Origin of the sequence: Enterobacter sp. kpr-6, assembly GCF_900116015.1 — a bacterium.
In the GTDB taxonomy this organism is placed as follows: domain Bacteria; phylum Pseudomonadota; class Gammaproteobacteria; order Enterobacterales; family Enterobacteriaceae; genus Enterobacter_D.
Genome location: NZ_FOYH01000008.1, coordinates 127,730 through 152,922, shown reverse-complemented (window position 1 = coordinate 152,922; position 25,193 = coordinate 127,730). Strand labels below are relative to the sequence as shown.

At 57.6% G+C, this 25,193-nt stretch carries 26 protein-coding genes and 1 pseudogene; 4 read left to right on the top strand and 23 right to left on the bottom strand.

What is annotated here, in order from left to right; translation table 11 throughout:
* The first annotated feature begins 140 nt into the window (after window positions 1-140).
* Both prlC and rsmJ read left to right on the top strand, forming a co-directional pair.
* Window positions 141-2,183 (top strand): oligopeptidase A, encoded by a 2,043-nt coding sequence (gene prlC / locus BM373_RS17555; protein ID WP_090464290.1) that lies wholly within the window; start codon window positions 141-143, stop codon window positions 2,181-2,183.
* A 7-nt stretch (window positions 2,184-2,190) separates the two neighbouring features.
* Window positions 2,191-2,943: a 16S rRNA (guanine(1516)-N(2))-methyltransferase RsmJ gene (rsmJ, locus tag BM373_RS17550; RefSeq protein WP_090464287.1), complete on the top strand. Its 753-nt coding sequence runs from the start codon at window positions 2,191-2,193 to the stop codon at window positions 2,941-2,943.
* A gap of 111 nt (window positions 2,944-3,054) precedes the next feature.
* Here rsmJ and uspA read toward each other — a convergent pair whose 3' ends face one another.
* On the bottom strand, window positions 3,055-3,492 hold the full coding sequence (gene uspA, locus BM373_RS17545) for a universal stress protein UspA (protein ID WP_090464283.1): 438 nt from the start codon (window positions 3,490-3,492) through the stop codon (window positions 3,055-3,057).
* A 393-nt stretch (window positions 3,493-3,885) separates the two neighbouring features.
* On the opposite strand from uspA, the gene uspB reads away from it, so the two are divergent.
* A complete protein-coding gene (gene uspB / locus BM373_RS17540; protein ID WP_090464282.1) occupies window positions 3,886-4,221 on the top strand; it encodes a universal stress protein UspB in 336 nt (111 codons plus the stop codon).
* A gap of 63 nt (window positions 4,222-4,284) precedes the next feature.
* Here uspB and pitA read toward each other — a convergent pair whose 3' ends face one another.
* Window positions 4,285-5,781 (bottom strand): inorganic phosphate transporter PitA, encoded by a 1,497-nt coding sequence (pitA, locus tag BM373_RS17535; protein ID WP_090464279.1) that lies wholly within the window; start codon window positions 5,779-5,781, stop codon window positions 4,285-4,287.
* Between the two features lie 230 nt (window positions 5,782-6,011).
* On the opposite strand from pitA, the gene BM373_RS17530 reads away from it, so the two are divergent.
* Window positions 6,012-7,217 (top strand): BaiN/RdsA family NAD(P)/FAD-dependent oxidoreductase, encoded by a 1,206-nt coding sequence (locus BM373_RS17530; protein WP_090464278.1) that lies wholly within the window; start codon window positions 6,012-6,014, stop codon window positions 7,215-7,217.
* Between the two features lie 13 nt (window positions 7,218-7,230).
* On the opposite strand, the gene BM373_RS17525 is transcribed toward BM373_RS17530, so the two are convergent.
* The 21 genes and pseudogenes from BM373_RS17525 to BM373_RS17425 all read right to left on the bottom strand — a co-directional run bounded on the left by BM373_RS17525 (window position 7,231) and on the right by BM373_RS17425 (window position 25,072).
* Entirely contained in the window at window positions 7,231-8,025 is a 795-nt protein-coding gene (locus tag BM373_RS17525; RefSeq protein WP_090464275.1) for an SDR family NAD(P)-dependent oxidoreductase, read from the bottom strand.
* Window positions 8,026-8,097: 72 nt separating this feature from the next.
* Window positions 8,098-8,676: a 4'-phosphopantetheinyl transferase AcpT gene (gene acpT / locus BM373_RS17520; protein WP_090464272.1), complete on the bottom strand. Its 579-nt coding sequence runs from the start codon at window positions 8,674-8,676 to the stop codon at window positions 8,098-8,100.
* Between the two features lie 2 nt (window positions 8,677-8,678).
* A complete protein-coding gene (locus BM373_RS17515; protein ID WP_090464269.1) occupies window positions 8,679-9,908 on the bottom strand; it encodes a beta-ketoacyl-ACP synthase in 1,230 nt (409 codons plus the stop codon).
* Window positions 9,905-10,636 carry a 3-ketoacyl-ACP reductase FabG2 gene (locus tag BM373_RS17510; RefSeq protein WP_090464266.1) on the bottom strand — a complete coding sequence of 244 codons (732 nt, stop codon included), beginning with the start codon at window positions 10,634-10,636 and terminating at the stop codon, window positions 9,905-9,907. The genes BM373_RS17515 and BM373_RS17510 overlap by 4 nt, the downstream gene beginning before the upstream one ends.
* The gene (locus tag BM373_RS17505; protein WP_090464263.1) at window positions 10,633-11,109 is read right to left on the bottom strand and encodes a hotdog family protein; all 477 of its coding nucleotides are present in this window, start codon (window positions 11,107-11,109) and stop codon (window positions 10,633-10,635) included. The genes BM373_RS17510 and BM373_RS17505 overlap by 4 nt, the downstream gene beginning before the upstream one ends.
* Window positions 11,106-12,275 (bottom strand): beta-ketoacyl-[acyl-carrier-protein] synthase family protein, encoded by a 1,170-nt coding sequence (locus tag BM373_RS17500; protein WP_090464260.1) that lies wholly within the window; start codon window positions 12,273-12,275, stop codon window positions 11,106-11,108. The genes BM373_RS17505 and BM373_RS17500 overlap by 4 nt, the downstream gene beginning before the upstream one ends.
* 1 nt (window position 12,276) lies before the next feature.
* Window positions 12,277-12,864, bottom strand: a complete 588-nt coding sequence (locus BM373_RS17495) for a DUF3261 domain-containing protein (RefSeq protein WP_090464257.1) — start codon at window positions 12,862-12,864, stop codon at window positions 12,277-12,279.
* Window positions 12,861-15,179: an MMPL family transporter gene (locus tag BM373_RS17490; protein ID WP_090464254.1), complete on the bottom strand. Its 2,319-nt coding sequence runs from the start codon at window positions 15,177-15,179 to the stop codon at window positions 12,861-12,863. The genes BM373_RS17495 and BM373_RS17490 overlap by 4 nt, the downstream gene beginning before the upstream one ends.
* Complete coding sequence (locus BM373_RS17485) at window positions 15,148-15,753, bottom strand: outer membrane lipoprotein carrier protein LolA (protein ID WP_090464252.1); 606 nt, start codon at window positions 15,751-15,753, stop codon at window positions 15,148-15,150. Before BM373_RS17485 ends, BM373_RS17490 begins: the two co-directional genes overlap by 32 nt.
* Window positions 15,750-16,172: an acyl-CoA thioesterase gene (locus tag BM373_RS17480; protein ID WP_090464249.1), complete on the bottom strand. Its 423-nt coding sequence runs from the start codon at window positions 16,170-16,172 to the stop codon at window positions 15,750-15,752. The genes BM373_RS17485 and BM373_RS17480 overlap by 4 nt, the downstream gene beginning before the upstream one ends.
* Before the next feature lie 2 nt (window positions 16,173-16,174).
* A complete protein-coding gene (locus BM373_RS17475) occupies window positions 16,175-17,869 on the bottom strand; it encodes a glycosyltransferase family 2 protein (protein ID WP_090464245.1) in 1,695 nt (564 codons plus the stop codon).
* Entirely contained in the window at window positions 17,860-18,213 is a 354-nt protein-coding gene (locus BM373_RS17470) for an ApeI family dehydratase (protein WP_090464242.1), read from the bottom strand. The genes BM373_RS17475 and BM373_RS17470 overlap by 10 nt, the downstream gene beginning before the upstream one ends.
* Window positions 18,200-19,558: a class I adenylate-forming enzyme family protein gene (locus tag BM373_RS17465; protein WP_090464239.1), complete on the bottom strand. Its 1,359-nt coding sequence runs from the start codon at window positions 19,556-19,558 to the stop codon at window positions 18,200-18,202. Before BM373_RS17465 ends, BM373_RS17470 begins: the two co-directional genes overlap by 14 nt.
* Window positions 19,555-20,136 (bottom strand): COG4648 family protein, encoded by a 582-nt coding sequence (locus tag BM373_RS17460; protein WP_090464236.1) that lies wholly within the window; start codon window positions 20,134-20,136, stop codon window positions 19,555-19,557. Before BM373_RS17460 ends, BM373_RS17465 begins: the two co-directional genes overlap by 4 nt.
* Before the next feature lie 6 nt (window positions 20,137-20,142).
* A complete protein-coding gene (locus tag BM373_RS17455; protein ID WP_090464233.1) occupies window positions 20,143-20,394 on the bottom strand; it encodes an acyl carrier protein in 252 nt (83 codons plus the stop codon).
* 14 nt (window positions 20,395-20,408) lie between these two features.
* Complete coding sequence (locus BM373_RS17450) at window positions 20,409-20,666, bottom strand: phosphopantetheine-binding protein (RefSeq protein WP_090464230.1); 258 nt, start codon at window positions 20,664-20,666, stop codon at window positions 20,409-20,411.
* Window positions 20,647-21,481 (bottom strand): annotated as a pseudogene (locus BM373_RS17445) (lysophospholipid acyltransferase family protein). Before BM373_RS17445 ends, BM373_RS17450 begins: the two are co-directional and overlap by 20 nt.
* Window positions 21,460-22,182: a beta-ketoacyl synthase chain length factor gene (locus BM373_RS17440; RefSeq protein ID WP_090464227.1), complete on the bottom strand. Its 723-nt coding sequence runs from the start codon at window positions 22,180-22,182 to the stop codon at window positions 21,460-21,462. The pseudogene BM373_RS17445 and the gene BM373_RS17440 overlap by 22 nt, the downstream one beginning before the upstream one ends.
* A gap of 52 nt (window positions 22,183-22,234) precedes the next feature.
* Complete coding sequence (locus BM373_RS17435) at window positions 22,235-23,293, bottom strand: methyltransferase (protein WP_090464225.1); 1,059 nt, start codon at window positions 23,291-23,293, stop codon at window positions 22,235-22,237.
* Between the two features lie 70 nt (window positions 23,294-23,363).
* A complete protein-coding gene (locus BM373_RS17430; RefSeq protein ID WP_090464222.1) occupies window positions 23,364-23,753 on the bottom strand; it encodes a hypothetical protein in 390 nt (129 codons plus the stop codon).
* 269 nt (window positions 23,754-24,022) lie between these two features.
* The gene (locus tag BM373_RS17425) at window positions 24,023-25,072 is read right to left on the bottom strand and encodes an AI-2E family transporter (RefSeq protein WP_090464220.1); all 1,050 of its coding nucleotides are present in this window, start codon (window positions 25,070-25,072) and stop codon (window positions 24,023-24,025) included.
* Between the last annotated feature and the right edge of the window lie 121 nt (window positions 25,073-25,193).

Sequence of the window (25,193 nt, the reverse complement as noted above, 5' to 3'; positions counted from 1 at the left end):
ACGACAGTATACCGAAAAGTGCCCGCCACCGCGAAAGCGCAACGCCCGGCATTGAAATTAACTACACTCAACCCCATACCAGACCTTATCGGAAAAAGCGCTCAACGCGCTTAATAATTTTATTGAACAGGACAGCGCTTATGACCAATCCATTACTGACGCCTTTCGAATTACCGCCGTTTTCCCATATCAAACCTGAACATGTCGTACCGGCGGTGACGAAAGCGCTGGCCGATTGTCGTGAAGCGGTCGAGCAGGTAGTGGCGCAGGGCGCGCCTTATTCCTGGGATAATCTTTGCCAGCCGCTGGCGGAAGTGGACGACCGTTTAGGCCGCCTGTTCTCCCCGGTCAGCCACCTGAACTCGGTGCAGAACAGCCCGGAATTGCGCGAAGCCTACGAGCAGACGCTGCCGCTGCTGTCCGAATACAGCACCTGGGTTGGGCAGCACGAAGGGCTGTATCAGGCTTACCGCAATCTGCGCGATGGCGAGGCGTATGCCGCGCTGGATATCGCGAAGAAAAAAGCCGTGGATAACGCGCTGCGTGATTTTGAACTCTCCGGCATTGGTCTGCCGAAAGAGAAACAAAAGCGCTACGGTGAAATTGCCGCTCGCCTGTCTGAACTGGGATCGACCTACAGCAACAACGTGCTCGATGCCACGATGGGCTGGAGCAAGCTCATCACTGACGAATCTGAACTGTCCGGCATGCCGGAAAGCGCACTGGCGCAGGCCCAGGCTCAGGCACAGGCCAAAGAGCAGGAAGGCTGGCTGTTAACGCTGGATATCCCAAGCTATCTGCCGGTGATGACTTACTGCGATAACCAGGCGCTGCGTGAAGAGATGTACCGCGCCTACAGCACCCGCGCGTCCGATCAGGGGCCGAATGCCGGTAAATGGGACAACAGCCCGGTGATGGCGGAGATCCTCGCGCTGCGTCACGAACTGGCGCAACTGCTGGGCTTTAATAACTACGCGCACAAATCGCTGGCCACCAAAATGGCCGAAAGCCCGGATCAGGTGCTGGAATTTTTAACCGATCTGGCAAAACGTGCCCGCCCGCAGGGTGAAAAAGAGCTGGCGCAACTGCGCGCCTTTGCCAAAGCTGAATTTGGCGTGGATGAACTTCAGCCGTGGGATATCGCTTACTACAGCGAAAAACAGAAACAGCACCTGTACAGCATCAGCGATGAGCAGCTTCGCCCTTATTTCCCGGAGAACAAAGCGGTTAATGGCCTGTTCGAAGTGGTTAAGCGCATTTATGGCATCACCGCGAAAGAGCGTACTGATGTGGATGTCTACCACCCGGATGTGCGTTTCTTCGATCTGTTCGACGAGAACAACGAACTGCGCGGCAGTTTCTATCTCGATCTGTACGCCCGCGAGAACAAGCGCGGCGGGGCGTGGATGGATGATTGCGTCGGTCAAATGCGTAAAGCTGACGGCTCGCTGCAAAAACCGGTCGCCTATCTGACCTGTAACTTTAACCGCCCGGTGGCAGGCAAACCGGCGCTGTTCACCCACGACGAAGTGATCACCCTGTTCCATGAGTTCGGTCACGGGCTGCACCACATGCTGACGCGCATCGAAGCCGCAGGCGTGGCGGGCATCAGCGGGGTACCGTGGGATGCGGTCGAACTGCCGAGCCAGTTCATGGAAAACTGGTGCTGGGAGCCGGACGCGCTGGCGTTTATCTCCGGTCATTACGAAACCGGCGAGCCGCTGCCGCAGGAGTTGCTGGATAAAATGCTGGCGGCGAAGAACTACCAGGCAGCGCTGTTTATTCTGCGTCAGCTTGAGTTCGGCCTGTTCGACTTCCGCCTGCACGCGGAATTCAGCCCGGAGCAGGGGGCGAAAATCCTCGAAACCCTGGCAGAAATCAAAAAGCAGGTGGCCGTTATTCCGGGCCCAACCTGGGGCCGCTTCCCGCACGCGTTCAGCCACATTTTTGCCGGTGGCTATGCGGCGGGTTACTACAGCTATCTGTGGGCCGACGTGCTGGCGGCAGATGCTTACTCCCGCTTTGAAGAAGAGGGGATTTTCAACCGCGAAACCGGGCAGTCGTTCCTCGATAACATTCTGACGCGCGGCGGGTCGGAAGAGCCGATGGAGCTGTTCAAACGCTTCCGTGGCCGCGAACCGCAACTGGACGCGATGCTGGCGCATTACGGCATCGAAGGCTGATCGCCTGGTGAAAATCTGTCTGATTGATGAAACAGGCACCGGAGACGGTGCCTTATCTGTTCTGGCTATCCGCTGGGGGCTGGCGCACGATCCCGAAAACCTGATGGCGCTGGTTATGACGCCGGAACATCTGGAATTGCGTAAGCGCGATGAGCCAAAACTTGGCGGCATCTTCGTGGATTTTGTTGAGGGTGCAATGGCGCACCGGCGCAAATTCGGCGGTGGACGCGGCGAAGCGGTGGCAAAAGCGGTGGGCGTGAAGGGCAGTTATCTGCCGGATGTGGTGGATGCGACCGCGGGCCTGGGGCGCGATGCATTCGTGCTGGCGTCGATTGGCTGCCGGGTGCGGATGCTGGAGCGCAATCCGGTTGTGGCGGCCCTGCTGGATGACGGTCTTACTCGCGGTTATGCCGATGCGGAGATCGGCGGCTGGCTGCAGGAGCGGCTACAGCTTATTCATGCGTCGAGCCTGACATCGCTGGGTGAGATTACCCCGCGCCCGCAGGTGGTCTATCTCGATCCGATGTTTCCGCATAAGCAGAAAAGCGCGCTGGTGAAAAAAGAGATGCGGGTATTTCAGTCGCTGGTGGGGCCGGATCTGGACGCTGATGGTCTGTTAGAGCCTGCCTGTAAACTTGCCACGAAACGCGTGGTGGTGAAGCGCCCGGACTATGCACCCCCGCTCGCAGGCGTTGCAACGCCGAACGCCGTGGTGACGAAGGGACACCGGTTTGATATTTATCCGGGGACGGCGGAGTAAACCACCCTCACCCCCGCCCTCTCCCTGAGGGAGAGGGGGGAACAGCGGCCTCAACGCAAGCTCGATCTGTCCCCTCTCCCCGTGGGAGAGGGTTAGGGCGAGGGGTAATCCTTACTCGTCTTCTTCGTCACGCAGCGGAACAATCAGCATATCAACATGAACCGTGTTGATAAGCTGGCGCGCAGACGACATCAGCTTGCTCCAGAAATCCTGATGGTGGCCGCAGACCACCAAATCCATATCATATTTCTTAATGGCATCAACCAGTACCTGACCCAGATCGCCGCTACCGCTCAGGGTTTCCGTGATCGGGTAACCCGCATTAGTCGAAAGCTCAGTCAGTGCGTTGTGGGTCTCTTCAGAAATGCGTTTTTGCATGTCGCCAAGGTTAACGTCGATAAGACCGGTATAAAGATCGGAGTAATTCACATCGACATGAATCAGCGAAACCTTTGCGTTGTAAGGGCGTGCCATTGAAACCGCTTTTTCAACCAGCACTTTGCTCTCAGGGGAAAGATCGACCGCGATGAGGATATGTGTGTAAGCCATAGTGTTACTCCTTCCATAAGTTGTCGATTACCATCGGGATAGCAGCCGTTAAGCGCCGCTTTGTGTCCCCGCGTCCTGCGTACCACTTGCGCGGGTAATGCCCGTTCTAAGGGTTTAATTGTAGAAGATATTTCTACCTTATAACGCTCAAATCCTGACGTCAATCCGCAGAGGTCACGGTTTAATACAACAAAAAATGCATTAGAAAGCAGCGATAAGCGTTAACGTTGTGGTAAAAAAATTAACTGATCTCCTACACTATTAGAGGAGCCGCTCGGATAAATAAATGTGATCCCTGTCGGTTAATCGTAACACGCTTCACTGAACTGTTTAGCTGAGTATCGCGGAGCGGTAGTCCGGGGCCTTTCCCGTGGCAGCCGCCGGGGAGGGGGTATGGTCAGCACCGTCGCGCTGTTCTGGGCTTTATGTGTCGTTTGTGTGGTCAACATGGCGCGTTACTTCTCATCATTACGCGCATTGTTAGTGGTACTTCGTGGTTGCGATCCTTTGCTCTATCAGTATGTGGATGGGGGAGGCTTTTTCACCTCGCATGGACAGCCCAGCAAACAGATGCGGCTGGTTGGCTATATCTACTACCAGCGTTATCTGGATCACCACGACGATGAATTTATTCGTCGCTGCGAACGCCTGCGTCGTCAGTTCCTGTTAACCAGCGCCCTGTGTGGCCTGGTTGTCGTGAGTATGATTGCCCTGATGATCTGGCACTGATTACCCACCATAAAAAAAGCGGGCCAGTTTCCTGACCCGCTTTTTTTGTCTCTGCAACCGCGCTTAAATCAGCTTCAGCGCAATCCAGTACAGCCCACCTGACATCAGAATGGACGCGGGCAGCGTAAACACCCAGGCCATTAAAATGTTGGTGACGGTTTTTCTTTGCAGACCACCGCCGTCCACGATCATCGTACCCGCCACTGACGAGGAGAGCACGTGAGTGGTGGAAACCGGCATCCCGGTATAACTCGCCAGACCGATAGAGACCGCCGCCGTCATCTGGGCAGACATGCCCTGCGCGTAGGTCATACCTTTCTTACCGATTTTTTCACCGATAGTGGTCGCCACGCGACGCCAGCCGATCATCGTACCCAGGCCCAGCGCCAGTGCGACAGCCATAATGATCCAGACCGGTGCGTATTCGATGGTGCTCAGCATATCGCCTTTCAGCTTCTTCAGCAGACGCTGATCGTCAAGGCTGACATCCGGCTGTTTAGCGACTTTGTCAGTGATATCCGAGATGCACAGCAGGATGCGACGCAACTGGCCACGCTGCTCAACCGGCAGTTTGTCGTAGCTTTCGATGTTCGTCAGCATCGCTTTTGCCGTATCCAGCGCGGTAACAGCGCGTCCCGGATGGCAATGGAACTCGTTAGGTTTCGTCGCGATATCTTCCGGTGTCGGAATGGCAGGGGTGGCACCCGTCACTTTTTGCAGCAGCGCAGGATGCTGCTGGAAGTAAGTTTCAACGTTGTTCACCGCGTCACGGGTACGGGTGATGTCGTAGCCGGAGGCATTCATGTTCACCACGAAGCCCGCCGGTGCCACGCCAATCAGCACCAGCATGATCAGGCCAATGCCTTTCTGACCGTCATTCGCACCGTGTGAGAAGCTCACGCCGATGGCGGACAAAATCAGTGCGATACGCGTCCAGAACGGCGGCTTTTTCTTACCGTCTTTCTTTTCACGTTCAGCAGGGGTCATATGGATACGGTCACGCTTCTTGCTGCCGTTCCAGAAGCGGCGCAGCAAAAAGATCAGACCGCCCGCAAACACCAGCCCGACGATGGGGGAGAGGATAAGCGAAGCGAAGATATTGATCACTTTTGGAATGTTCAGCGCATCCACAACGGAGGAGCCGGTCATCAGCGCATTGGTTAAACCAATCCCGATAATCGCGCCAATCAGCGTGTGTGAGCTGGACGCAGGCAGACCGAAATACCAGGTGCCCAGGTTCCAGATAATCGCCGCCAGCAGCATCGAGAACACCATGGCGAGGCCATGAGCGGAACTGACGTTGAGCAGGAGATCGGTTGGCAGCATATGCACAATGGCATAGGCTACACTCAGCCCGCCAAGCAATACGCCGAAGAAGTTAAATACCGCCGCCATAACAACAGCGAGCTGTGAGCGCATGGCGCGAGTGTAGATCACCGTTGCAACCGCGTTCGCGGTATCGTGGAAGCCGTTGATAGCTTCGTAAAACAGAACAAATGCCAGAGCAAGTAAAAGTAACAACCCGGTATGTAAATCCAGGCCTGCAAATAAATGTAGCATAGACGTGACGCCGTTTTTGAGGTCATGAACGCGGCGCATTATCGTGGACAAAGGCAGCGTGGGCAAAGTGAAATATAGACTTTTTTTGCCGTTTCTCCTGCACTTACACGTGAAGAAAAACAATTATCTTATAAATTTCAATTAAATATCATCGATTTGTCATATTTGTGCTGGTGCGACCAGCGCTGAATATTTACAATCCGCCGCTCATTATTTAAGAGGATCGTCGTGTGGAAAGGTTTGATGCCATCATTATTGGTGCCGGTGCGGCTGGTATGTTCTGTGCCGCGCAGGCCGGACAGGCAGGTTGCCGTGTGCTGTTGCTGGATAATGGCAAAAAACCGGGACGCAAGATCCTGATGTCTGGCGGCGGTCGCTGCAACTTTACTAACCTTTATGTCGAACCCGCGGCCTATTTGAGCCAGAACCCGCATTTTTGCAAATCTGCACTGGCGCGTTATACCCAGTGGGATTTCATCGATCTGGTCGGCAAGCACGGTATTGCGTGGCATGAGAAGACACTCGGCCAGCTTTTCTGTGATGACTCGGCGCAACAGATTGTGGATCTGCTGGTGGCAGAATGTACAAAGGGCAATGTCACCACCCGGCTGCGCAGCGAAGTGCTGGACGTCACCCGCGATGACGACGGTTATACGTTACAACTGAACGGTGAAACGGTCAGCGGCAAAGCGCTGGTGATTGCCAGCGGCGGGCTGTCGATGCCCGGGCTGGGCGCGACGCCGTTTGGCTATAAGATTGCCGAACAGTTTGGTCTGAAAGTACTGCCGACCCGGGCCGGGCTGGTGCCGTTTACGCTGCATAAACCCCTGCTCGAGCAGCTCCAGGTGCTTTCCGGGGTGTCGGTTCCATCGGTTATCACCGCCGAAGACGGCACCGTTTTCCGCGAAAACCTGCTCTTTACTCACCGCGGTCTCTCCGGCCCGGCGATTTTACAGATTTCCAGCTACTGGTTGCCGGGTGAGTTCGTCACCATTAATTTGCTGCCGGAATGCGATCCTGACGCTTTCCTGAACGAGCAACGCACCGCGCATCCAAACCAGAGCCTGAAAAATACGCTGGCGATGCAGTTGCCGAAGCGGTTGATCGAGTGCTTACAACTGCTCGGGCAAATCCCGGACGTCACGCTCAAACAGCTTAATGCCCGCGATCAGCAGACGTTGATCGACACCCTGACGCAGTGGCGCGTGCAGCCCAACGGCACCGAAGGCTACCGCACGGCGGAAGTCACTCTCGGCGGCGTGGATACTCATGAGCTGTCGTCACGCACCATGGAAGCCCGCAACGTACCGGGGCTTTATTTCATCGGCGAAGTGATGGATGTGACCGGCTGGTTAGGCGGCTATAACTTCCAGTGGGCATGGGCCAGCGCCTGGGCGTGCGCGCAGGCGCTGAGTGAAAACCGTCATCCGCAATAAAACGGGCGGTACGTTAAACGATATCGTCCACCACGCCGCCATCAACGCGCAGTGCCGCGCCGGATGTGGCTGAGGCCTGTTGCGAGCAGACGTACACCACCATGTTCGCGACTTCGTCCACCGTGGCGGCACGCTGGATCACCGACCCTGGGCGGTTCGTCATCACAAACTCTTTCGCCAGAGTTTCCAGCGACTTGCCGGTGCGCTCCATCTCATCTTTCATCATCTCAGCAAAGCCATCGGACAGCGTTGGGCCCGGCAACACGCTGTTGACCGTGACACCGCTGCCCGCCACGAATTTCGCCAGCCCGCGAGCGAGCGAGAGCTGCGCGGTTTTGGTCACACCGTAGTGGATCATATCCGACGGGATATTGAGCGCGGATTCCGAGGAGATAAACACCACGCGTCCCCAGCCTTTTTGCACCATCCCGGGCAGCAACGCGCGGGAAAGCCGCACGCCGGACATCACGTTGGTATGCCAGTAATTATCCCAGGTCTCATCATCGGTAGAGTAGAAATCCTGCGGCCCGTAAATCCCGGCGTTATTCACCAGAATATCGACGTTCGCTGCCACCTGTAGTAGCGACGCCACCCCTTCCGGGGTGCTCAAATCGGCAATGGCTGCACGCACCGCCACGCCCGGAACCACCTGCTGTAAGTTCTGAATTCCCTTATTCACCGAGCTTTCGCTGCGTCCGTTGACGATCACTTCCGCGCCGCTTTCCGCCAGACCACGGGCAATAGCAAAACCAATCCCGCCTGTTGACGCCGTCACCAGCGCCACTTTTCCCGTTAAATCGATTTTCATTTTCCGCTCCCGATCGTAATGAATTATTCGTTAGATCGTTAAGCGTAGCAGGTGGGTGGGGCGAGCAAGGGTTTACCCCAGCACCTGCACATCCGCAGCCGTCAGGGAGAAAGGGGTAGGGGTGCAGACGGCCAGGCTGAGTGTGTCGAGCTGGCAGTGGCTGAGGGAAACGTCGATGAGCTTATAGCTGTCGACACTGACGATTTGCCAGGCGCTACCGCCGCGCTGTTTCACAATGGCTTCTTTGCGCGTCCAGATGTGCCAGAAAACGGTGAGTTGTTGCTCGGCTGGCGTGCGTTCCAGTTCAGCATGTTCAGCATTGCTGAATACTGCATTTGCCAGCGCCTGCCAGTTGGCACGCGGGCGGATCACTTCCAGATCGCAACCGACTTCACCTTCATCGCTTAACAGTATGGCGATGTCATCCCCGCTGTGACTGAGGCTGAATGACCACTCGTTACGGTCGGCAAAACGCGGCTTTCCCTGCTCGCTATAAACCAGGTCCGGCAGCGGCGAAAAGAGTCGGGACAGCAGCGCGCGCCCGGCAAGCCAGCTTGCCCGTCGTGCGCCCTGTGGGGCCTGTGAAATGAGCGCAGGAGAAAACTCACCCGCGCTTAATGTCGAAATTTTACCGCGAACTACTCGGTACATGCTTAAACCCAGCGTTTGATAATGATCGAGGTGTTAATGCCGCCGAAAGCAAAGTTGTTGCTTTGCAAGTATTCGCAATCGATGCGACGTGCTTCACCCATGATGTAGTCCAGCGCGCCGCACGCATCGTCCGGCGTCTTCAGGTTTAGCGTAGGCGCAAACCAGCCTTCGCGCATCATTTGCAGGCTCATCCAGGCTTCCAGCGCACCGCAGGCACCCAGGGTATGACCGAAATAACTTTTTAGCGAAGAGACCGGGACATTATCACCGAAAATGGCGGCGGTGGCCTGACTTTCTGCAATGTCTCCCCGTTCGGTGGCCGTACCGTGCGCGGAAATATAGCCGATATCCCGCGCGCTAAGTCCCGCACTGTGCAGGGATTTTTCCATGCAAATCTGCATGGTTTCGCGCTGTGGCTGGGTGATGTGCGCCGCATCGCAGTTGGTGGCAAAGCCGACGATTTCACCGTAAATGGTCGCCCCGCGAGCGCGAGCGTGCTCCAGTTCTTCAAGCACCAGCGTACCAGCCCCTTCGCCGATCACCAGTCCGTCGCGCTGCGCATCAAACGGCGCGGGCGTGGTGGAGGGGGAATCATTGCGCTGGCTGGTAGCGAACAGGGTATCAAAGACGGCCGCTTCCGACGGGCATAACTCTTCCGCACCGCCCGCCACCATCACCGTCTGATAACCGTGGCGAATCGCTTCCCAGGCATAGCCAATCGCCTGGCTACCGGAAGTGCAGGCGCTGGAAGTCGGGATCACGCGCCCGCGCAGGCCGAAGAACAGGCCAGTATTCACCGCCGTGGTGTGCGGCATCATCTGCACGTAGGTGGTCCCGGTGATGTTATTGGTGTGTTTTTCAGTGAGCATGGTGGCGAACTCGCTCACCGGGCCGGTGCTGCCAGTGGAAGAACCATAGGCAATGCCGGTTTCCCCGTTGGTCAGCACCGGATCGCCGATCAGCCCGGCCTGCTCCAGCGCCAGTTCAGAGGCGCGGGTGGACATCAGAGACACGCGGCCCATGGCGCGGATGCGCTTACGCGTATAGTGCTCCGGCAGCGTAAAGTCGTCGATCGGCGCGCCCAGTAGCGTATGCAGTCCGGCATAAATCTGCCATTCGGGCATTTTGCGCACGGCGTTTTCGTAAGTCAGCAGACGACGGGAAACGTCCTCCCAGCTCTGACCGAAGGCGGTGACACCGCCCATCCCTGTAATGACGACACGACGTGTCATAGCATCCCTCCATTGATGGAAATAACCTGGCGGGTCACATACCCCGCAATGTCCGACATTAAATAGCTGGCGAGCCCGGCGACTTCCTGTGCCTGGCCCATGCGTTTCATCGGGATCATCGACATCGCCTCTTTGAGTGCCGTCTCTTCCATGTCGATCATGCCGGTATCAATAAGCCCCGGCGCAATGCAGTTAACGGTGATTTTGCGCTTCGCCAGTTCAATCGCCAGCGCTTTGGTCGCGCCGATGATCCCGGCTTTGGCCGCGCTGTAATTCACCTGTCCACGGTTGCCCATTATCCCGGAAACGGAGGAGAGCGTAATAATGCGACCGCCCTGGCGTGCGCCGATCATCGGCATAATGCAGGGCTTAATCACGTTATAAAAGCTGTCGAGATTGGTATGGATCACCGCGTCCCAGTCGTCGTCGGTGAGGGCCGGGAAAGCGGCGTCGCGGGTAATGCCCGCATTGCTGACCACGCCGTACCACGCGCCGTGCTCCGCCATATCCTGCTCTAAAATGTCACGGCACTGCTCGCGGTTGCCGACGTCAAAGCCGAGCAGCCGCCCCTGTCCACCCGCCGCGATAATACGGCTCAGTGTCTCCTGCGCGCCCGCCTCGTCGCGGTGATAATGCACGCCGATGGTAAAGCCGTCTGCGGCAAGCTGAAGGGCGATGGCGCGACCAATGCCTTTGCTGGCACCGGTGATCAGAACGGAACGGCTCATGGGGTGACTCCCGGATTAAAAAGTGTGGCTAATTCGTCTTCGGTGGGCTGGAAGGTATTCACCCGCCCGGTCGCCAGCGGCTCGCCGCCCGCGCTGATAGTGCAGTCAAAGCTGCCGAAACGGTCGTCCTGCATCAGCAGGTTAACTTGGATATCCAGCGTGGCGTTCGCGGGAAAAGCACCCGCCGCGCAAACCAGTTCGCGCGCGCCAAGCACCATGCCGAGGGTGATGCTTCCCTGGCCGCGATGGTGCCGGTGCCAGCCAGACCAGACGCCAACGGTCTGGGCCATCAGCTCCAGGGCGTACCAGCCTGGCAGCGCGCCCTGCGCGTCGAGAAAGGGCGCGAGTACGCTCTGATGATTCACCGACACGCGGCAATGAGCGCTCTCGTCGGTAACGTCCACCACCTCTTCAAGCAGCAGCATCGGGGCATCGTGCGGTAAACACTCCCCTGGCGTGAGTAAATGCGTCATGCCGTCCTCCCCAGCAGTATGCTGGCGTTGTTCCCGCCAAAGGCGAAGGAGTTGGATAAAATCACCGGACGCGTCAGCGGTTGTGCGGTCGTGAGAATGCCGCACGGCGGAAGCGCAGGGTCCCAGGGCGAGCGGCTGAAATCCTGCGGCGGCAGCGGTAAATTTTCTTGCAGGATCAGCGCGCTAAGCGCCGCCTCAGTAATGCCTGCCGCCCCCAGCGTGTGCCCGGTTAAATGTTTGGTGGAACTGCATGGGGTCTGCTCGCCAAAAAGCGCATTGACCACTCTGGATTCAATCTGATCGTTAAGCGGTGTGGCGGTGCCGTGCAGGTTGATGTAACCCACGTCGGCAGGCGTCATGCCCGCCTCTGCCAGTGCCTGCTCAATGGCCCGGGTAGCGCCCACGCCCTGCGGGTGCGGGGCGGAAATATGATACGCATCGCTGGATTCACCAATGCCAAGCACCGCCAGCGGCTGCGGCTCGCGGGTCAGCAGCATCAGCGCTGCGCCTTCGCCAATGGTGATCCCGCAGCGGTCGCGCGCAAAAGGCTGGCACAGCGAGGCGGAGAGCGACTCCAGGCTGTGAAAGCCGTTAACCGGCATCCGGCTGAGCGTATCCGCGCCGCCGACAATCGCCACATCAGCAAGCCCGGCATCAATCAGACGACGCCCGCTGATAATGGCGCGCGCACTCGACGAACAGGCGGTGGAGAGGGTAAACGCCGGGCCTTCCAGTTGCAGCCAGCGACTTAAAAAGCGCGACGGGTCGCCCAGTTCCTGCTGTGCATACTGCCAGTGGGGACTGGCGTGACCGTTCAGCGTCAGGTCAACGTGCTTATCGCCTTCATCAAGCCCGGAGGTGCTGGTGCCGAGCACCACCGCCACGCGGTCGCGACCAAAGCGGGCAATGGCGTCATCGACCGCAGGCTGGATCTGCGCCAGCGCCGCCAGCAGTAATTGATTATTGCGCGAACGGTGGGCGGAAAAATCGTCGGGAATGGCGGGCAGTTCGCCGTCCACGCCGCCGAGCATGGCGTCCGGGATCTGTTGCAGCCAGCCTTCGCGCCGCTGCATACCGGGCGCAACACCACGCGTCAGATTCGCGGCAATCTCCGCATTTGAGCGGCCCAGCGCGTTAATCATGCCGAAGGCAGAAAAGTAGATCATCTCAGTCACCCAGATATTGAATGGTGATGTGGTACTTATACACGTGCTGTTCAATGCTGATCGGCTCGCGCTTGCCGTGTCGTTGCAGATAGGTGATTTCTGTCACCAGCTCGTCGTCGGCGTTACGCAGTTCGCGCTTGTCGCCGCGATCGGTAAGCGTCCAGCCCGCCGGAAGCTGTTTTTGCCAGGCGGCAACTGGCCAGTGGCTGAGCATCACATCGGCCAGCACCTGGCTTGCGGGCGGCAGTTGCGGCACCACAATCGACTGTTCGGTGTGAATGCCGCGCTCGTCGTAGGTGACGAGAAACAGCCGGATCCCCACCGACGACAGCCCGGCAAGCGTAATTTTTTTCTCATCGGCGCTGAGCATCACCAGCAACGACTGGGTTTGCCCGTTGAAACGCCCGCTCAGCAGTTGCTGAGAATTGACCGCAGGCGTAATGCCCGGCGCGGGCAGCGTCACGCGGGTGCCCGGTTGCAGCCAGGCCTCGGGGCGGGTGTTGTCCGTGTTGCTGCTGGAATGGCTACAGCCCGTCAGGATCAGCGTCACAAGCAGGGCGCTGGCGCGAAAAATGTCGCGTAGTCTCATTTTTTTCTCTCTCGTTTACCGGGCATCGCCAGCGGGGAAAGCAAAAAGGCGGTGAAAATCCCGCTGACCAGCACGATGCCAAAGCTGCTGATCGCCTGGGTAGCGCTGAACACCAGTATGCCCAGCGTTAATAACGTGGTCAGCATCGCCAGCGTCACCGCCAGCAATGAGGTGAGCGGTGTGCCGCGCGGATTACCAAAAAACAGCGTGTAGTTAATGCCGATCCCCAGCACCAGCACCAGTGCCAGCAGGGAGAACAGATTTACCGCGTGGCCTGTGAGGGTGAGCGCTGCCAACCCGCAACCGAGCGACAGCACCGACGGCACGAGGCTTATCAGCCCCTTCCGCCAGCCGAGGCGCACTATTGCACCGCAGGCGATCACCGCCAGCGCCACCAGCAGCAGCCCGCTGAGAATGGTGCGGTACAGTGCGAAGAGTTCGTCGAAATGACTTTTTCGATCCACCCACGCCACGCCGTCGTGCGCCTGCGCCAGTCGCTGAAGTTCAGCGCTCTGTTTCACGCCTTCCACCGGCACCAGCACGCCGCTTTCACCGCCGGGCAGCGTCAGCCACATCAGCCGCCAGCCCTCGCTGGCTGGACTTTCAAGCCAGGACTCCACGCTGACGTCCATCGGGCGAACGTCAGGGGATACCGTCGTCATGCCCGTACTTTGCAGCGCGCGGGACAGGGCGGGCGCGGCGTTTTGCAGCAGGGTTAAATCCTGTTTTTGTCGCGCCAGCGAGTTCAGCGGGATAGTGCGGAAACCGCTGAGCGCGCCTGCGGCCTGCGCCTGATGCAGCGCGGGTATTAACGCGTCGAGTCGTTCCAGCGTTTGCTGCGCTGTCGCGCCATACACCACAAACCATTTCTGATCGACACTCTGTCCGGTCAGCCGGGTGATCGCTTTTTCCTGAGCCAGAATGTGCTGCGGCAGCGCCTGAAGCTGCGCAATGTCATCGTCCACATGCAGCCGGGTGAGGCCCGCCAGCGACAGCAACGCCAGCGCGATCGGCAGGCCCAGGATGAGTTTTTTATTGCGTCGCCAGGCCGCCAGCCAGCGCAGCATTAAGACCATTGCCGGAACCGGGCGCACCGGTAAACCGCGCACCAGCCACGGATGCCAGAAGATCACCGTCAGGCAGGAGGCGCTTAAGCCGACCGCCGCAAACACCGCCATTTGCCGGATGCCGGGGAAGGGAGCCAGCATCATGATCAGATACGCGGCCACCGTGGTCAGCAGCGCCAGCAACAGCGCATTGCGCACTTTCGCAAGGCTTTGCCAGGGGGAAGCTTCCGCGCCGTGCACCATGCGTTCAGTCAGGTAGTAGAGCGTGTAATCAGCGGAAATGCCGATGACGCTCATGCTCATCACCAGCGTCATCAGGTGCAGTTCGCCGAACAGCAGCAGCGTGACGACGGTGCCCGCCAGCGCGCCGGTGGCGATGGAGATCACGCACAGCAGCAGCGGGCGGATTGAGCGAAACACCGCCACAATCAGCAGGATAAGCCCGCAGATCGTCGCCACACCGAGCGTGGAAACATCCTGCTTCGCCTGCTGGCTGGCGTAATCGCTGTAAAACACCGTCCCGCGCGACAGAATGTGCGCCTGCGGGAAATCGGCTTTCAGTTGTGCTTCGAGTTCAGTGAGGCGGCTGACAAACTGATGCGTCTGCTGCATATCAAACGACTCACCCGCCAGCTCGCCGTGCAGCAAATACCAGAAATTGCCTGCCTCGTCCTGCGTCACCAGCCAGCCGTCGACCAGCCGCAAACGCTGGGCGTTCGCGGAGAGCGCAAGCTGCGAGCCGCGCATCAGCATGAAAGGATCGTTTTGTAACTCTTTGCCACTGACGCCTGAGAACGCAGAGTAAAGCTGAGAAAGCACCCACTGCGCCTGCGCCTCGCCGCCATTTTGCAGACGCGCGCGGGTTGCGGCGTCAATCAGGCCGTTACGATGGGTAAAGAAAAACGCTCCCCATTGCTGCTGGCTTTGTGCATCCATCGGGCCTTTGATTTCACGCAGTTCTCTGGATTGCGCAAGCAGCGTCAGCCAGCGTTTTGCCACCGTCGGATTGGCCTGCTTGCCAGGGCTGACCAGCCAGACCACCTGTTTATCGAGGCGCTGCATAAAGCCGTCGTTAAGCGCCGGCGGGATTGCCCCCAGCGTCTGTTTGGGCAGCATCGCCAGCACGCTGCTGTTGAGCCGCGCCTGCGGTAAGAGCAGCATCAGCGCGACCAGTAGCAGCAGGCAGACGACGCCCCAGCCGATGGCGGCGCGGGGGTTAGTGCGCGGCAAAGCGTTGGCGTTCGTCATCGGTCAGCGTGGCGGGCGTTAAGCGGTGTTGGGAAAAAGCGATATCGGTGCGGTCGCCCTGTTTGTCATTGAGCCGGATGCTGTCCAGATAGGTCTGCCCGGCCAGATCGATGGTGGCAAAAATTTTGTCCAGCGGCGTGGTAACGGGCGTCAGCGACAGCGACCAGCGCCCGTCTCCTTTGTCCTGAAAATCAATGCGGAAGTTTTGCTCCAGCACCTTGCGGTCGGCCTGGAACAGGGCGCGCAGCAGGTGATTAAACTGGAACATCTGCGGATTATTTTGCGCGGTGATCACCTGCGGCGACTGGCCGTTGACGATCTGCACCATGCGGGTGTCATCAAGCAACAACTGCATCGGGAAAGGGGATTTTTGATCCCACAGCAGTCCCTGGTCGCGGGCGATGAGCATCTCACCCTGCGAACGCAGCGGCTGGGGCAGATCTTTAATCGCCCGCGTTTGCTCAAAATGGGCGCGCACAATCGGCTGGTCGGTAAAGCGCTGTTGCAGTTCATCGAGCGTTACCGCGCTGACAAACGGGCTTACCAGCAGAGCAAGTAAAGGCCAGCATTTCATGGCGTGACTCCCATACGTTCAAACAAAATGTCCGGGCTGACGAAGCACAGCGCTTTGCTCTCTTCCTCAACGGCCACCTGAATGGTGTAACCGGTGGTGGTGCGCTTGCCGCTTTCAGCATCGAAAATCGCGTAGTTAATTTTCAGTCGGTTTTCATACTCCACCAGCGTCGCCTGTACGCGGAACGCCTGCTCAAACGTCAGCACATCGCGGTACTTCACGCGGGTGTCCACCACCGGCCAGACGTAGCCGGATGCTTTCATCTGGCGGTAGCCGTAATTGAACTGGTTCAGCAGGGCTTCGCGGGCGATCTCAAAATAGCGAAAGTAATTACCATGCCAGACCACGCCCATCATATCGACGTCGTGAAAGGGCACGGTGAGCGCCACTTCGGCAGTAAAACGGGGATCGTTCAGCACACTTACTCCTTGTCCTGGGCGTCAGGCAGTTGCCAGAAATCGAAAAAATTAAACCAGTCGAGCGGCGATAACAGCGCGTAGTGTTCAAGGCGCGCGGCGTAGCGATCGATCGCCTGTTGCAGCGCCGCTTCCCGCGCTGTGCGCGGCATCGGCAGCGGGTTAGCGAACGGCTCGCAGTGGATGCGCAGCGTTTTATCGGCCTCGCGTAGCGCGAAAATCAGTAGCACCGGGCAACGCAGCGCCGCCGCGAGAATAAACGGCCCCTGCGGAAAAGGCGCGGGGTGGCCCATAAAGGAACTCCAGTTAACGCGCCACTCGCCGCCGCGCTGCGGATTAACCGCGATGCGATCGCCGACGATCGCCACCCATTCGCCACGATCCAGCTTCTCTTTCAGCAGCATGGCGGTATCCGGGCCGATGTGGGTGACCGGGATCAGGTTCAGCCCGGCCTGCGGAGCCACTTCCTGCATGATCTGCTTAAAGCGCCGGGCGTTTTCGTTAAATACCAGCGCGTTAATGACTTTACCGCCTTCAAGCTGGGCTAGCGCGCGGCAGGCTTCAACATCTCCCAGATGCGAGGCCAGCAGCAGTTTGCCTTCCGGTTCGTCGCGCCCCAGCGCGGCTTCGGCCCCCGGCGCAAAATGCACGTCGCGGCCCATGTGTAGCTCGCCACGCCAGCTGGCGATTTTGTCGGACATCGCATCAGCAAAACGTAAAAAGTGGCGATAGCTGGTGAGTTTGCCGGGCACAGGCTGACCGCGTTCGACGAGCGTAGTGCGTACGCGTTCCAGCCACAGGTTTGAAGCCCGGCGGGCGGTGTGTGCCGTCAGCCAGTATCCCGCCACCACCGGATAAAGCAGGGCGGAGAAAGCCCGCCGCCCGCACAACCGCCAGACGGCGAGCATGATCCGCATACCGAGCAGACCGCTCACTTCGTCCTGCTGCGCCCAGTGTTTACGGCGGTGGCGCATGAGCAGCGACGGCAATCGCGGCAACATGCCGAAAAACAGCCGGGTGTGCATGAGCGAAATACGCAGGTTGTCTTTCAGCGCGTCGAAATGCGACAGCCCGTCCGCCGGATAGGTAACGTGAGTGGGCAGGAAATAGCTGGTATTTCCCTGCCAGTAAAGGCGCACCATCACTTCGGTATCGAAATCCATGCGCTTGCCGAGCGTGACCCGCGACGCCAGCCGCAGCGTGGGCGCAACCGGATAAACGCGAAAGCCGCACATGCTGTCTTTGAGGGTGAGCGACAGGGTTTCGATCCAGACCCAGACGTGGGTGATCCAGCGCCCGTACAGGCGCGAGCGGGGGATCGAGTCGTCATAAATGGGCTGACCTGAGATCAGCGCCTGCGGATGCTGCTTCGCGAGAGCCAGCAAACCGGCAATGTCTTCGATGGCGTGCTGCCCGTCGGCGTCCACCTGCACGGCGTGGGTAAAGCCCCCAGCAGCGGCGGCCCGCAGGCCCTGGATCACCGCTTCGCCTTTTCCGGCGTTTTTCGCCAGCCGCAGCAGGGTGACGTTTTCATGTGCGGCGGCAAGGGCTGTCAGCACCTGGCGGGTGGCGAAGTCGCTGCCGTCGTCCACGATATAGCAGGGCAGGCCCGACGGTTTCAGGCGGGCGATGACGCTCGCCATCATCGCGCCGTGGTTATAGCAGGGGATCACCACGCAGGGGCGAAAAGTTAACGACATAGCCGGATTTTCCCGCTGCTGGCGGTGTGGCGGGCCTCACCGGCATGGTACTGATAACTAAAGCTCAGCATCTGGCGCTCCGCCTGCCACGCCAGCGTCAGCGTGACGAGATAGCCGGGGAGCAGGGGAGCCTGGAATTTAACGTTCTGCAGGCTGTGGAAACGAAAATCCGGGGCCAGTAGCATGGTGGCGTAATACATCGCCCAGTCCAGTTGCGCGACGCCGGGCAGCAGCGGTTGCACAGCAAAATGTCCGCGAAACCAGAACAGGTCGGGATCGAGATGCAAAACAATGTGGGCTTGCGCAGGCGTGGGCTGGTGGCGCTCGATTTCATGCGGTTTCATGAAATAACTCCTGTAAATGCGCATAGACACGCTTGTTCATACTGTTGACGGGAATTTCTTCAATAATGCGCCAGTAGCGCGGCACGGCGACCGGTTCAAGCCAGGGGCGCAGCGCGGCTCGCCAGGATAATTCCAGTGCCCCGGCGCTGTGCTGCCACTTTTCACGCGTGACCGCATCGAGCACCAGCAACGCGCCAACGCTCTGGCGTCCATGGCGCGTAATGGCCAGCGCTGCGGCGTCGCACACACCATCGAGATCCCGCAGTCGCTGTTCAATTTCGTTCAGAGAAATGCGTTTTTCTTCAATTTTCACGACCCGACCACGACGGCCGACAAGCTGAAAGGTCCCGTCCTGATTAAAATGCAAAATATCGTCGAGCAACAGGCCGCTTTCTGCGAGGATCAGCGGGGAAATGGCGCGAAAATGCTCCCCCTCAGCGGTGATCTGCACGCCAGGAAAGGGCAGCCAGGCTGCGTCATCGTGCTGGCGATGACGCCAGGCGAGAACACCGGTTTCGGTGCTGCCGTAGATTTCATCCGGCCAGACGTGAAGCCAGGCGGCGGTGTGCACGGCGTCCTGACAGGGCAGCATTCCGCCCGCTGACAGGAGCATTTCTACCGGCGGCGGCGTCAGTTTATCGTCGAGTCGCTTCAGAAACGCCGGGCTACTGATGAACGCATAACGTTGCTGGCTATCGAGTGCGGCAAGCTGTTCAGCGTACTGGATCATCGCGGCGTGCAGCGGCAGGCCAAGCGACATCGGCAGGAAAATGCGAAAGGTCAGGCCATACAGATGCAGCGGCGCGACGGACCCAATCACCCGGCAGCCAGCCAGCCGATCGGCAAAACGGGCCGCCAGCAGGCTGGCTTCACAATCAAGGCTGGCAATGGGTTTAACGATCCGCTGCGGGTGCCCGGTCGAGCCGGAGGTAAAGAGTTCAACGTGACTGTGTGGATCGATGGCAGGCAGGGGCTGAACACCGGCCCCGCTTTCCCCTGAGGAGGTCACCACCTGTACCGGTCCGCACCCGTCCAGAGGACGATCGCTCAACACGCCGTCAAACAGCGTGCGTTGTTCATTGAGCAAAGATTCGCGGCTGTGACCGGGGATCACCGGCGTTTTGCCCGCATGCAGCGCGGCGAGCAGCGCCACGAGAAACAGATAGCTGTTTTCAGCGCACAGCGCCCAGCGTGCGCCGTCCTGCTGTTGCAGGGCGGCGGCCAGGTGCGCGACGTCATACCGCAACTGGCCCAGCGTCCAGATGTGGTCGCCCAGCCAGGCGATGGGCGTCTCGTTCGGGCGCGGGCTGGTAAGCCAGTGCGCCAGCGGAAGCGTTAGCATCATCGTGTTTCTCGCTTAATCACCCGGCAGCGCACCAGCCATTCACCCGCCATGAGGGTTCCCATCAGCAGGTAAGCGATCAAGCCGTTCCAGGCGGTCCAGAGCTGCATATCGCCATGCACTGCCGTGAGAAGGGCCAGCGTGCCATTGATGATAAAAAAGACGCACCAGACCTGCGTGACGCGACGCGTGTAGCGCACCGCTGCGGCAGAAAGATCGGGGTCTCGCAGGCGCGCCAGGCGTTCGACCAGCGGTTGAGTTGTCCACAGCGACCCGGCGAATACGCAGAGCATCACCAGGTTGACCGCCAGCGGATAAAACAGCAGCAACTGATGGCTTTTCAGTAGCGAGCTGGCGATACAGAGCGCGATACCGGCCAGCGCGACGGACTGCAATACGGCGCGCATCGGGCCGGTCATCTGGCGGATCTGGCGCAGGCGAACAATCAACAGCAGCGCCATCAGCGGCAGCAGCCAGTGCAGGCTGTTATGCGTCAGGCCAAACCAGATAAAAAATGGCCAGCCCAGCATCAGCAGCGCTGAAAGTTTCTGCACGCCCGGTCGCAGGCGGGAGCGACGCATGGCGAGTTATTCTTCGCGCAGCAGACGTTCTACGGCGTCAACCACATCCTGAACGGTGCGCACGGATTTAAACTCGTCCGGTTTGATTTTCTTACCGGTCTTTTTTTGCAGGTGCACGATCATGTCCACCGCGTCGATGCTGTCCAGCTCCAGATCCTCATACAGGCGGGCCTGTGGCGTGATGGCATCGGGTTCGATTTCGAACAGTTTGACGAGAAGTGTGGAGACTTCTTCATAAATAGCGTGTTGTTCAGTCATGGCAGCAGTCTCCTTCAGGCGCGTTGTGCCTGGATAAAAGAGGCCAGGCTCGCCACAGAGTAAAAATGCTGACGCATTTCTTCACTTTCCGCAGAGAGCACGACGCCATACTGGTTTTTAACCGCCAGTCCCAGTTCGAGAGCATCAATAGAATCCAGTCCTAACCCATCCCCAAAAAGCGCCGCATCGGTGTCGATATCGTCGGCGGTTAATTCGTCCAGATTGAGTGTCGTTATAATGAGATTTTTAATTTCAAGGGAGAGTGCTTGCATCATTCATTCCTGATCAAAGGGGCAAAATCGGGTGCTAATTGTTGCAAAAGATGCCGGTTAAGCTGCCTTGCCGCCAGCGCCGGTTCTTGCGATTTTGCATCGTAAAATTGCTTTATATTTACCCGCTCACGTACCTGTACGGTGAACATCGGTTTGCGGGGTGGAACGTCATACCATCGGCTGTTTTTATCCAGCAAATGTTCACTGCAGTGGATCACTACAATGCGTAAATCGCTGCTACAGCGCACGGCGATATTGGCCGCGCCGCGTTGCAGCGTCATCGCTTCCCCTGGGCGCGTCCGGGTGCCTTCGGGGAAGATTAACAGCGTGTCACCCTGCGCAAGCCGTTGCTGGCAGGCGGGTAACAAGGCTTCTGCCTGGCTGTTGATCAGATAGTCTGCGGCGCGCACGACGCCTGACAGAAAGGGGTTTTTCAGCAGCGCCCCTTTTACAATACAGTCGGTTTCGGGCATTACCGAGGCCAGCAGCACATAATCAATGAGCGTCGGGTGGTTCGCCACCACCAGACAGCCGCGTTCACGGCGTAACGTTTCTGCGCCGTCGATGCGGTAATCGAGCACGCCCAGCGTTCGGGCGATGTTCAAAAAGAAGCGGAAACTTGCGGCGATACTGCGTCGTGCCAGACGGCGACGGCGATTTTTGTCACGCTGCACCAGCAGCAATAAATTGAACCACACCAGCGACAGCAGCAGGCCCCCGATGCCGAACAGCACAAAACACAGGCCGGTCATGACCAGACGCCATAACCTGTTCATCATGGCGAACAGGCGACTCACCCGCGGCTCCAGTGCCACTGCAAACGCTCGCCTGCCAGGGTAAACGCAGACTCGTTGTTTAAGTAGTGCTGTAAAAATTGCAGGCTCTGCACAAGCTCAGGCTCGCTGGTGCCCGGTTGAGTTTTGCTTTCGCAGTGCCAGTCGTTCCCGGCTTCAAAAACCAGCGCCACGGCATAGGCCCAGGTTGGCATGTTTTCGGGCAGGTGGGGATGATAAAACGCGGGCAGCGCTCCATCGAAATCAACCATCAGCACGCGCTTGTGCCCCGCCTGAAGTAAGCAGATGACCTCGCATAAACCTTGCTGGAAGGTATCGACGCCAGCGGAGAGCGCAGAAGAGACGATCGGCTGTTGCGCGACGATGGTAAGGTTGCCCGCCGCAGAGTTGTGCACGGAGAGGGCAAAATCGGTCGGGGAGACATCCTGCCCGGTCGCCAGCGCTTGCAGGATGCGGTAGTTGCGCTCCAGTTCGCCGTGACGACTGGTGTAGAGCACCGCGTCAATCTGATGACGGTGCAGCATCGACAGCCCGCATTCGACCGCGAGACGACTCCCGGAACTCAAACGACGTGCCGTCATCATCGGCAGCTCGGTCAGCTTTGCCTGCGGGGCATGAGGATCGATTGCGTGGCGATGCTGTGACCAGGCCAGCCACTGCGATGCTTCACTTAGTCCCGGCGCTCTGGCCTGCCAGTCGATAATGTTTAATGCAAATTTCATCCACGCGGATCCGCGAAAATCGTGACTCAAGGCGGCATAGACCGCCCCATCCTTACTGCTTATGACATATCAGCAGGCTATGGCCCATGCCGAGATTATCAACGCGTTTTTCTACCCGAAATCCCGCCATTTCAAGGTAATGATAAAACTTATCGGCACTGTAAAAGCGGCTGTTGCCATTTGCCATGCAGGTAAAATAGAGCGATGACGCATTTAAGCTGAACGACGCGGCTTCAAAACGTTGAGCATCCCAGAACAGTTCCAGAATGCACAGCCGTGCGTCGGGTTTCATCACTTTTGAGATTTTACTTAACATGGTGATAATTTGATCCGGGGAAAAGCAGTCTAAAAACTGACTCATCCACCAGATATCCGCACCGGCAGGCAGCGGTGCATCGCCCAGCATATCGACGGCATGAAAGTCGATACGTTCAGATAACCCTGCGGCGGCAACGTTTTCCTGCGACAGCGCAATTTGCTGCGGTAAATCCAATATAGTGACCCGCACATTCTCATCGAAATGGCAGCAACGCAATGCCCATTTTCCGGTATTTCCGCCTACATCGTACAATGTTGCTGGTTTACTGGCGAATATATGTGGCAGAGCGGCATCAAAGGCGGAATCTGAATAGAAATGATCGAACGCAAACCAGCTTTTGCGCGCGGCAGCGGGCAACTGGGAGAGGGCAGGGTAGATCGTCGGCCAGTCACCAAAGTGTTTTAATCCGCTCGGCTGCCCCGTTTCTAGCGCCGTTTGCAGGTCAAAAAGCCCCTGATAGCAAACATCATGAGTGAAATCTATATTCACGCGCGTCATGGTGTCATGCAGCAGATAATGTCCGACTTTGGCCAGAAAATAGCGACCTTCTTTTTGCGTCACAATACGGCCGCTTAAGCCCATATCTAGCAGAACGCTCGCTGCATATTCGCAGGCGGTGCTGTGGCTCACAATCTCGTCCAGCGTCGCGCCACTTTTTTTCTGTGCGTCAAGGTAAGCCAGGATGCCAAAATTTCTCAGGCAAAGCGCGGTCTGAAAGAGCATAGGAGCGAAGGCGATACGCTGTGCTTCGGTGATCGCTTCCAGCGCACTTAATGAATCTTGTTCATACATCGTGGGTAAATCCTTTTACGCTTTAACGCAATTATCGGACCTTTATTAGCCCGATTTTTAAATGGTTCGATTAACGTCCGGCGGTTGCGTATAAGTGAGCCTTGATACTTTTATCGAGATTGCGCACCCAGCGGTTATAGTTCTTATGGATTTGACCGTTGGCCGCTTCCAGATTGGTGCTATTGGAATAGGTAATAGAGTAAGTGCTTTCGTTGTAGTTTATGCGCACTTCCGCATTATGATTACGAACCTGCTGGCGGGCCACGATGACGCCTTTGCCTTCCTCTTTCATCATCCACCTGCGTTCTACGCCAGCGTTCATGATTGCGCTTCTGACCTGGGCTTCGGTAGGGCTGGTGGTAATTGTGCTGTGAATAATCGCGATGGGTACGGTACTGGAGCAGCCTGCCAGTGCCCCCACAACAGCAATGGCCGCAGCCCATTCCACATATTTTTTCATAACGACTCCTTGTCTGATAACGATGGAAATCCTGGATGACGTAAATTACCTTCTGCTAAATGAAGATTAAAGTCCGTTCACGGAGCCAGAAATAAGGAACAGAAAGTCTACGAGCAAATATTAATGTTTATACATCGTCAGGAATAATAAGGCGGCATTATTGCAGAATAATAATCGTGGCTGAAAGAGTGATGATTCTCGCAAAAAATAGCCTGGTATATTACCAGGCTAAATTTTTATTTTTTAAAGGGAATAAACCCGGCGTTGAATTATCCGGGTAACCGACTTTTGGGTCGGCCTGGGCCCAGCAGAATGGCCAGTTTGCTGCCGCCTTTGGTGGTTTCCATCCAGATTTTGCACACGCTGGTGAGCGGAACGGACAGCAGCATCCCTACCGGGCCAAGCAGCCAGCCCCACACCAGTAAGGATAAAAAGACCACCATCGTCGACATGCCCAGCCGGTGCCCCATCATGCGCGGCTCCACCATGTTTCCCAGCACCATGTGCACCACGAGGAAAAGTATACCTACCAGAACAAATTCATAGACGCCGTTGAACAGCAGCGCCTGGATCATCGGCGGGATTGCGGAAATCACCGAGCCAATGTTGGGAACATAATTGAGTAAAAACGCGAGAACGCCCCACATCAGCGCGAACTGGATGTCCATCAGCATCAGTCCCAGCCAGATAATTACGCCGGTCCACAGGCTAATGAGCGTTTTAAGCGCCAGATAGTGCGAGACGCCTTTGAGCGCGCGGTGCAGCCCGGCAATGTGGATCTGCGGATTGCTGAGCGCAAAACGCAGTTTGTACGGCAGGTGGCGCACTTCAAACAGCATAAACACCACGGTCATGACCAGCAGGACGATACTCGCCATCGCGTTCGAAAGCTGCGTCATCAGCGCGGTGGCGAATGTCATCATTTTGTCTGAATCCATACGCTGCAACATTCGTTCTGGCGACATATGTAAGTGCAAAAACGGCAGTGAGTCCTGCAGATAGAAAATCTTACGCGTCAGTTCCTTATTGTATTTCGGCAGCATCGTAATGAATTCATTGGTTGAAGCCGCCAGTACGCCAAACAGTGCCGTCAGCACAATCATCATGACTACCACGACGATGGTGATCGCGACCGGGCGCTTGACCCCCCGGCGTAAAAACCAGGTCACCAGCGGGTTGAGAACGATAGCAAAAAATGCGGCAAGCAAGAGCTGAACAATAATGTCGGCGGCAGCATGAATGCCTGCCAGAATAATGACCAGTGAGGCCAGTTTGAGCAGAATGTGTAAACCCGCTTTATCGGGGTTAGGCGTAACCATGTTGAATTCCTTTTTTCGCTGTGCCCGTTAAGTGTAGTGCCTGCCTCACGCTTCGCTGGAGAATGCGGATCGTCAACGCGTTACTGATTTTCCTCCGCCATCGTGGTAATAGTGAAACACT

Bases quoted from the DNA above. Each gene is read 5' to 3' on its own strand.
- acpT (WP_090464272.1), bottom strand. From the start codon at position 8,676: ATGTACCGAGTAGTTCGCGGTAAAATTTCGACATTAAGCGCGGGTGAG.
- BM373_RS17460 (WP_090464236.1), bottom strand. From the start codon at position 20,136: ATGCGTCGCTCCCGCCTGCGACCGGGCGTGCAGAAACTTTCAGCGCTG.
- pitA (WP_090464279.1), bottom strand. From the start codon at position 5,781: ATGCTACATTTATTTGCAGGCCTGGATTTACATACCGGGTTGTTACTT.
- BM373_RS17440 (WP_090464227.1), bottom strand. From the start codon at position 22,182: ATGAAATTTGCATTAAACATTATCGACTGGCAGGCCAGAGCGCCGGGA.
- uspB (WP_090464282.1), top strand. From the start codon at position 3,886: ATGGTCAGCACCGTCGCGCTGTTCTGGGCTTTATGTGTCGTTTGTGTG.
- BM373_RS17430 (WP_090464222.1), bottom strand. From the start codon at position 23,753: ATGAAAAAATATGTGGAATGGGCTGCGGCCATTGCTGTTGTGGGGGCA.
- BM373_RS17455 (WP_090464233.1), bottom strand. From the start codon at position 20,394: ATGACTGAACAACACGCTATTTATGAAGAAGTCTCCACACTTCTCGTC.
- BM373_RS17465 (WP_090464239.1), bottom strand. From the start codon at position 19,558: ATGATGCTAACGCTTCCGCTGGCGCACTGGCTTACCAGCCCGCGCCCG.
- BM373_RS17500 (WP_090464260.1), bottom strand. From the start codon at position 12,275: ATGATCTACTTTTCTGCCTTCGGCATGATTAACGCGCTGGGCCGCTCA.
- BM373_RS17475 (WP_090464245.1), bottom strand. From the start codon at position 17,869: ATGTCGTTAACTTTTCGCCCCTGCGTGGTGATCCCCTGCTATAACCAC.
- uspA (WP_090464283.1), bottom strand. From the start codon at position 3,492: ATGGCTTACACACATATCCTCATCGCGGTCGATCTTTCCCCTGAGAGC.
- BM373_RS17435 (WP_090464225.1), bottom strand. From the start codon at position 23,293: ATGTATGAACAAGATTCATTAAGTGCGCTGGAAGCGATCACCGAAGCA.
- prlC (WP_090464290.1), top strand. From the start codon at position 141: ATGACCAATCCATTACTGACGCCTTTCGAATTACCGCCGTTTTCCCAT.
- BM373_RS17470 (WP_090464242.1), bottom strand. From the start codon at position 18,213: ATGAAACCGCATGAAATCGAGCGCCACCAGCCCACGCCTGCGCAAGCC.
- BM373_RS17515 (WP_090464269.1), bottom strand. From the start codon at position 9,908: ATGACACGTCGTGTCGTCATTACAGGGATGGGCGGTGTCACCGCCTTC.
- BM373_RS17495 (WP_090464257.1), bottom strand. From the start codon at position 12,864: ATGAGACTACGCGACATTTTTCGCGCCAGCGCCCTGCTTGTGACGCTG.
- BM373_RS17510 (WP_090464266.1), bottom strand. From the start codon at position 10,636: ATGAGCCGTTCCGTTCTGATCACCGGTGCCAGCAAAGGCATTGGTCGC.
- BM373_RS17490 (WP_090464254.1), bottom strand. From the start codon at position 15,179: ATGACGAACGCCAACGCTTTGCCGCGCACTAACCCCCGCGCCGCCATC.
- BM373_RS17450 (WP_090464230.1), bottom strand. From the start codon at position 20,666: ATGCAAGCACTCTCCCTTGAAATTAAAAATCTCATTATAACGACACTC.
- BM373_RS17505 (WP_090464263.1), bottom strand. From the start codon at position 11,109: ATGACGCATTTACTCACGCCAGGGGAGTGTTTACCGCACGATGCCCCG.
- BM373_RS17485 (WP_090464252.1), bottom strand. From the start codon at position 15,753: ATGAAATGCTGGCCTTTACTTGCTCTGCTGGTAAGCCCGTTTGTCAGC.
- BM373_RS17525 (WP_090464275.1), bottom strand. From the start codon at position 8,025: ATGAAAATCGATTTAACGGGAAAAGTGGCGCTGGTGACGGCGTCAACA.
- BM373_RS17425 (WP_090464220.1), bottom strand. From the start codon at position 25,072: ATGGTTACGCCTAACCCCGATAAAGCGGGTTTACACATTCTGCTCAAA.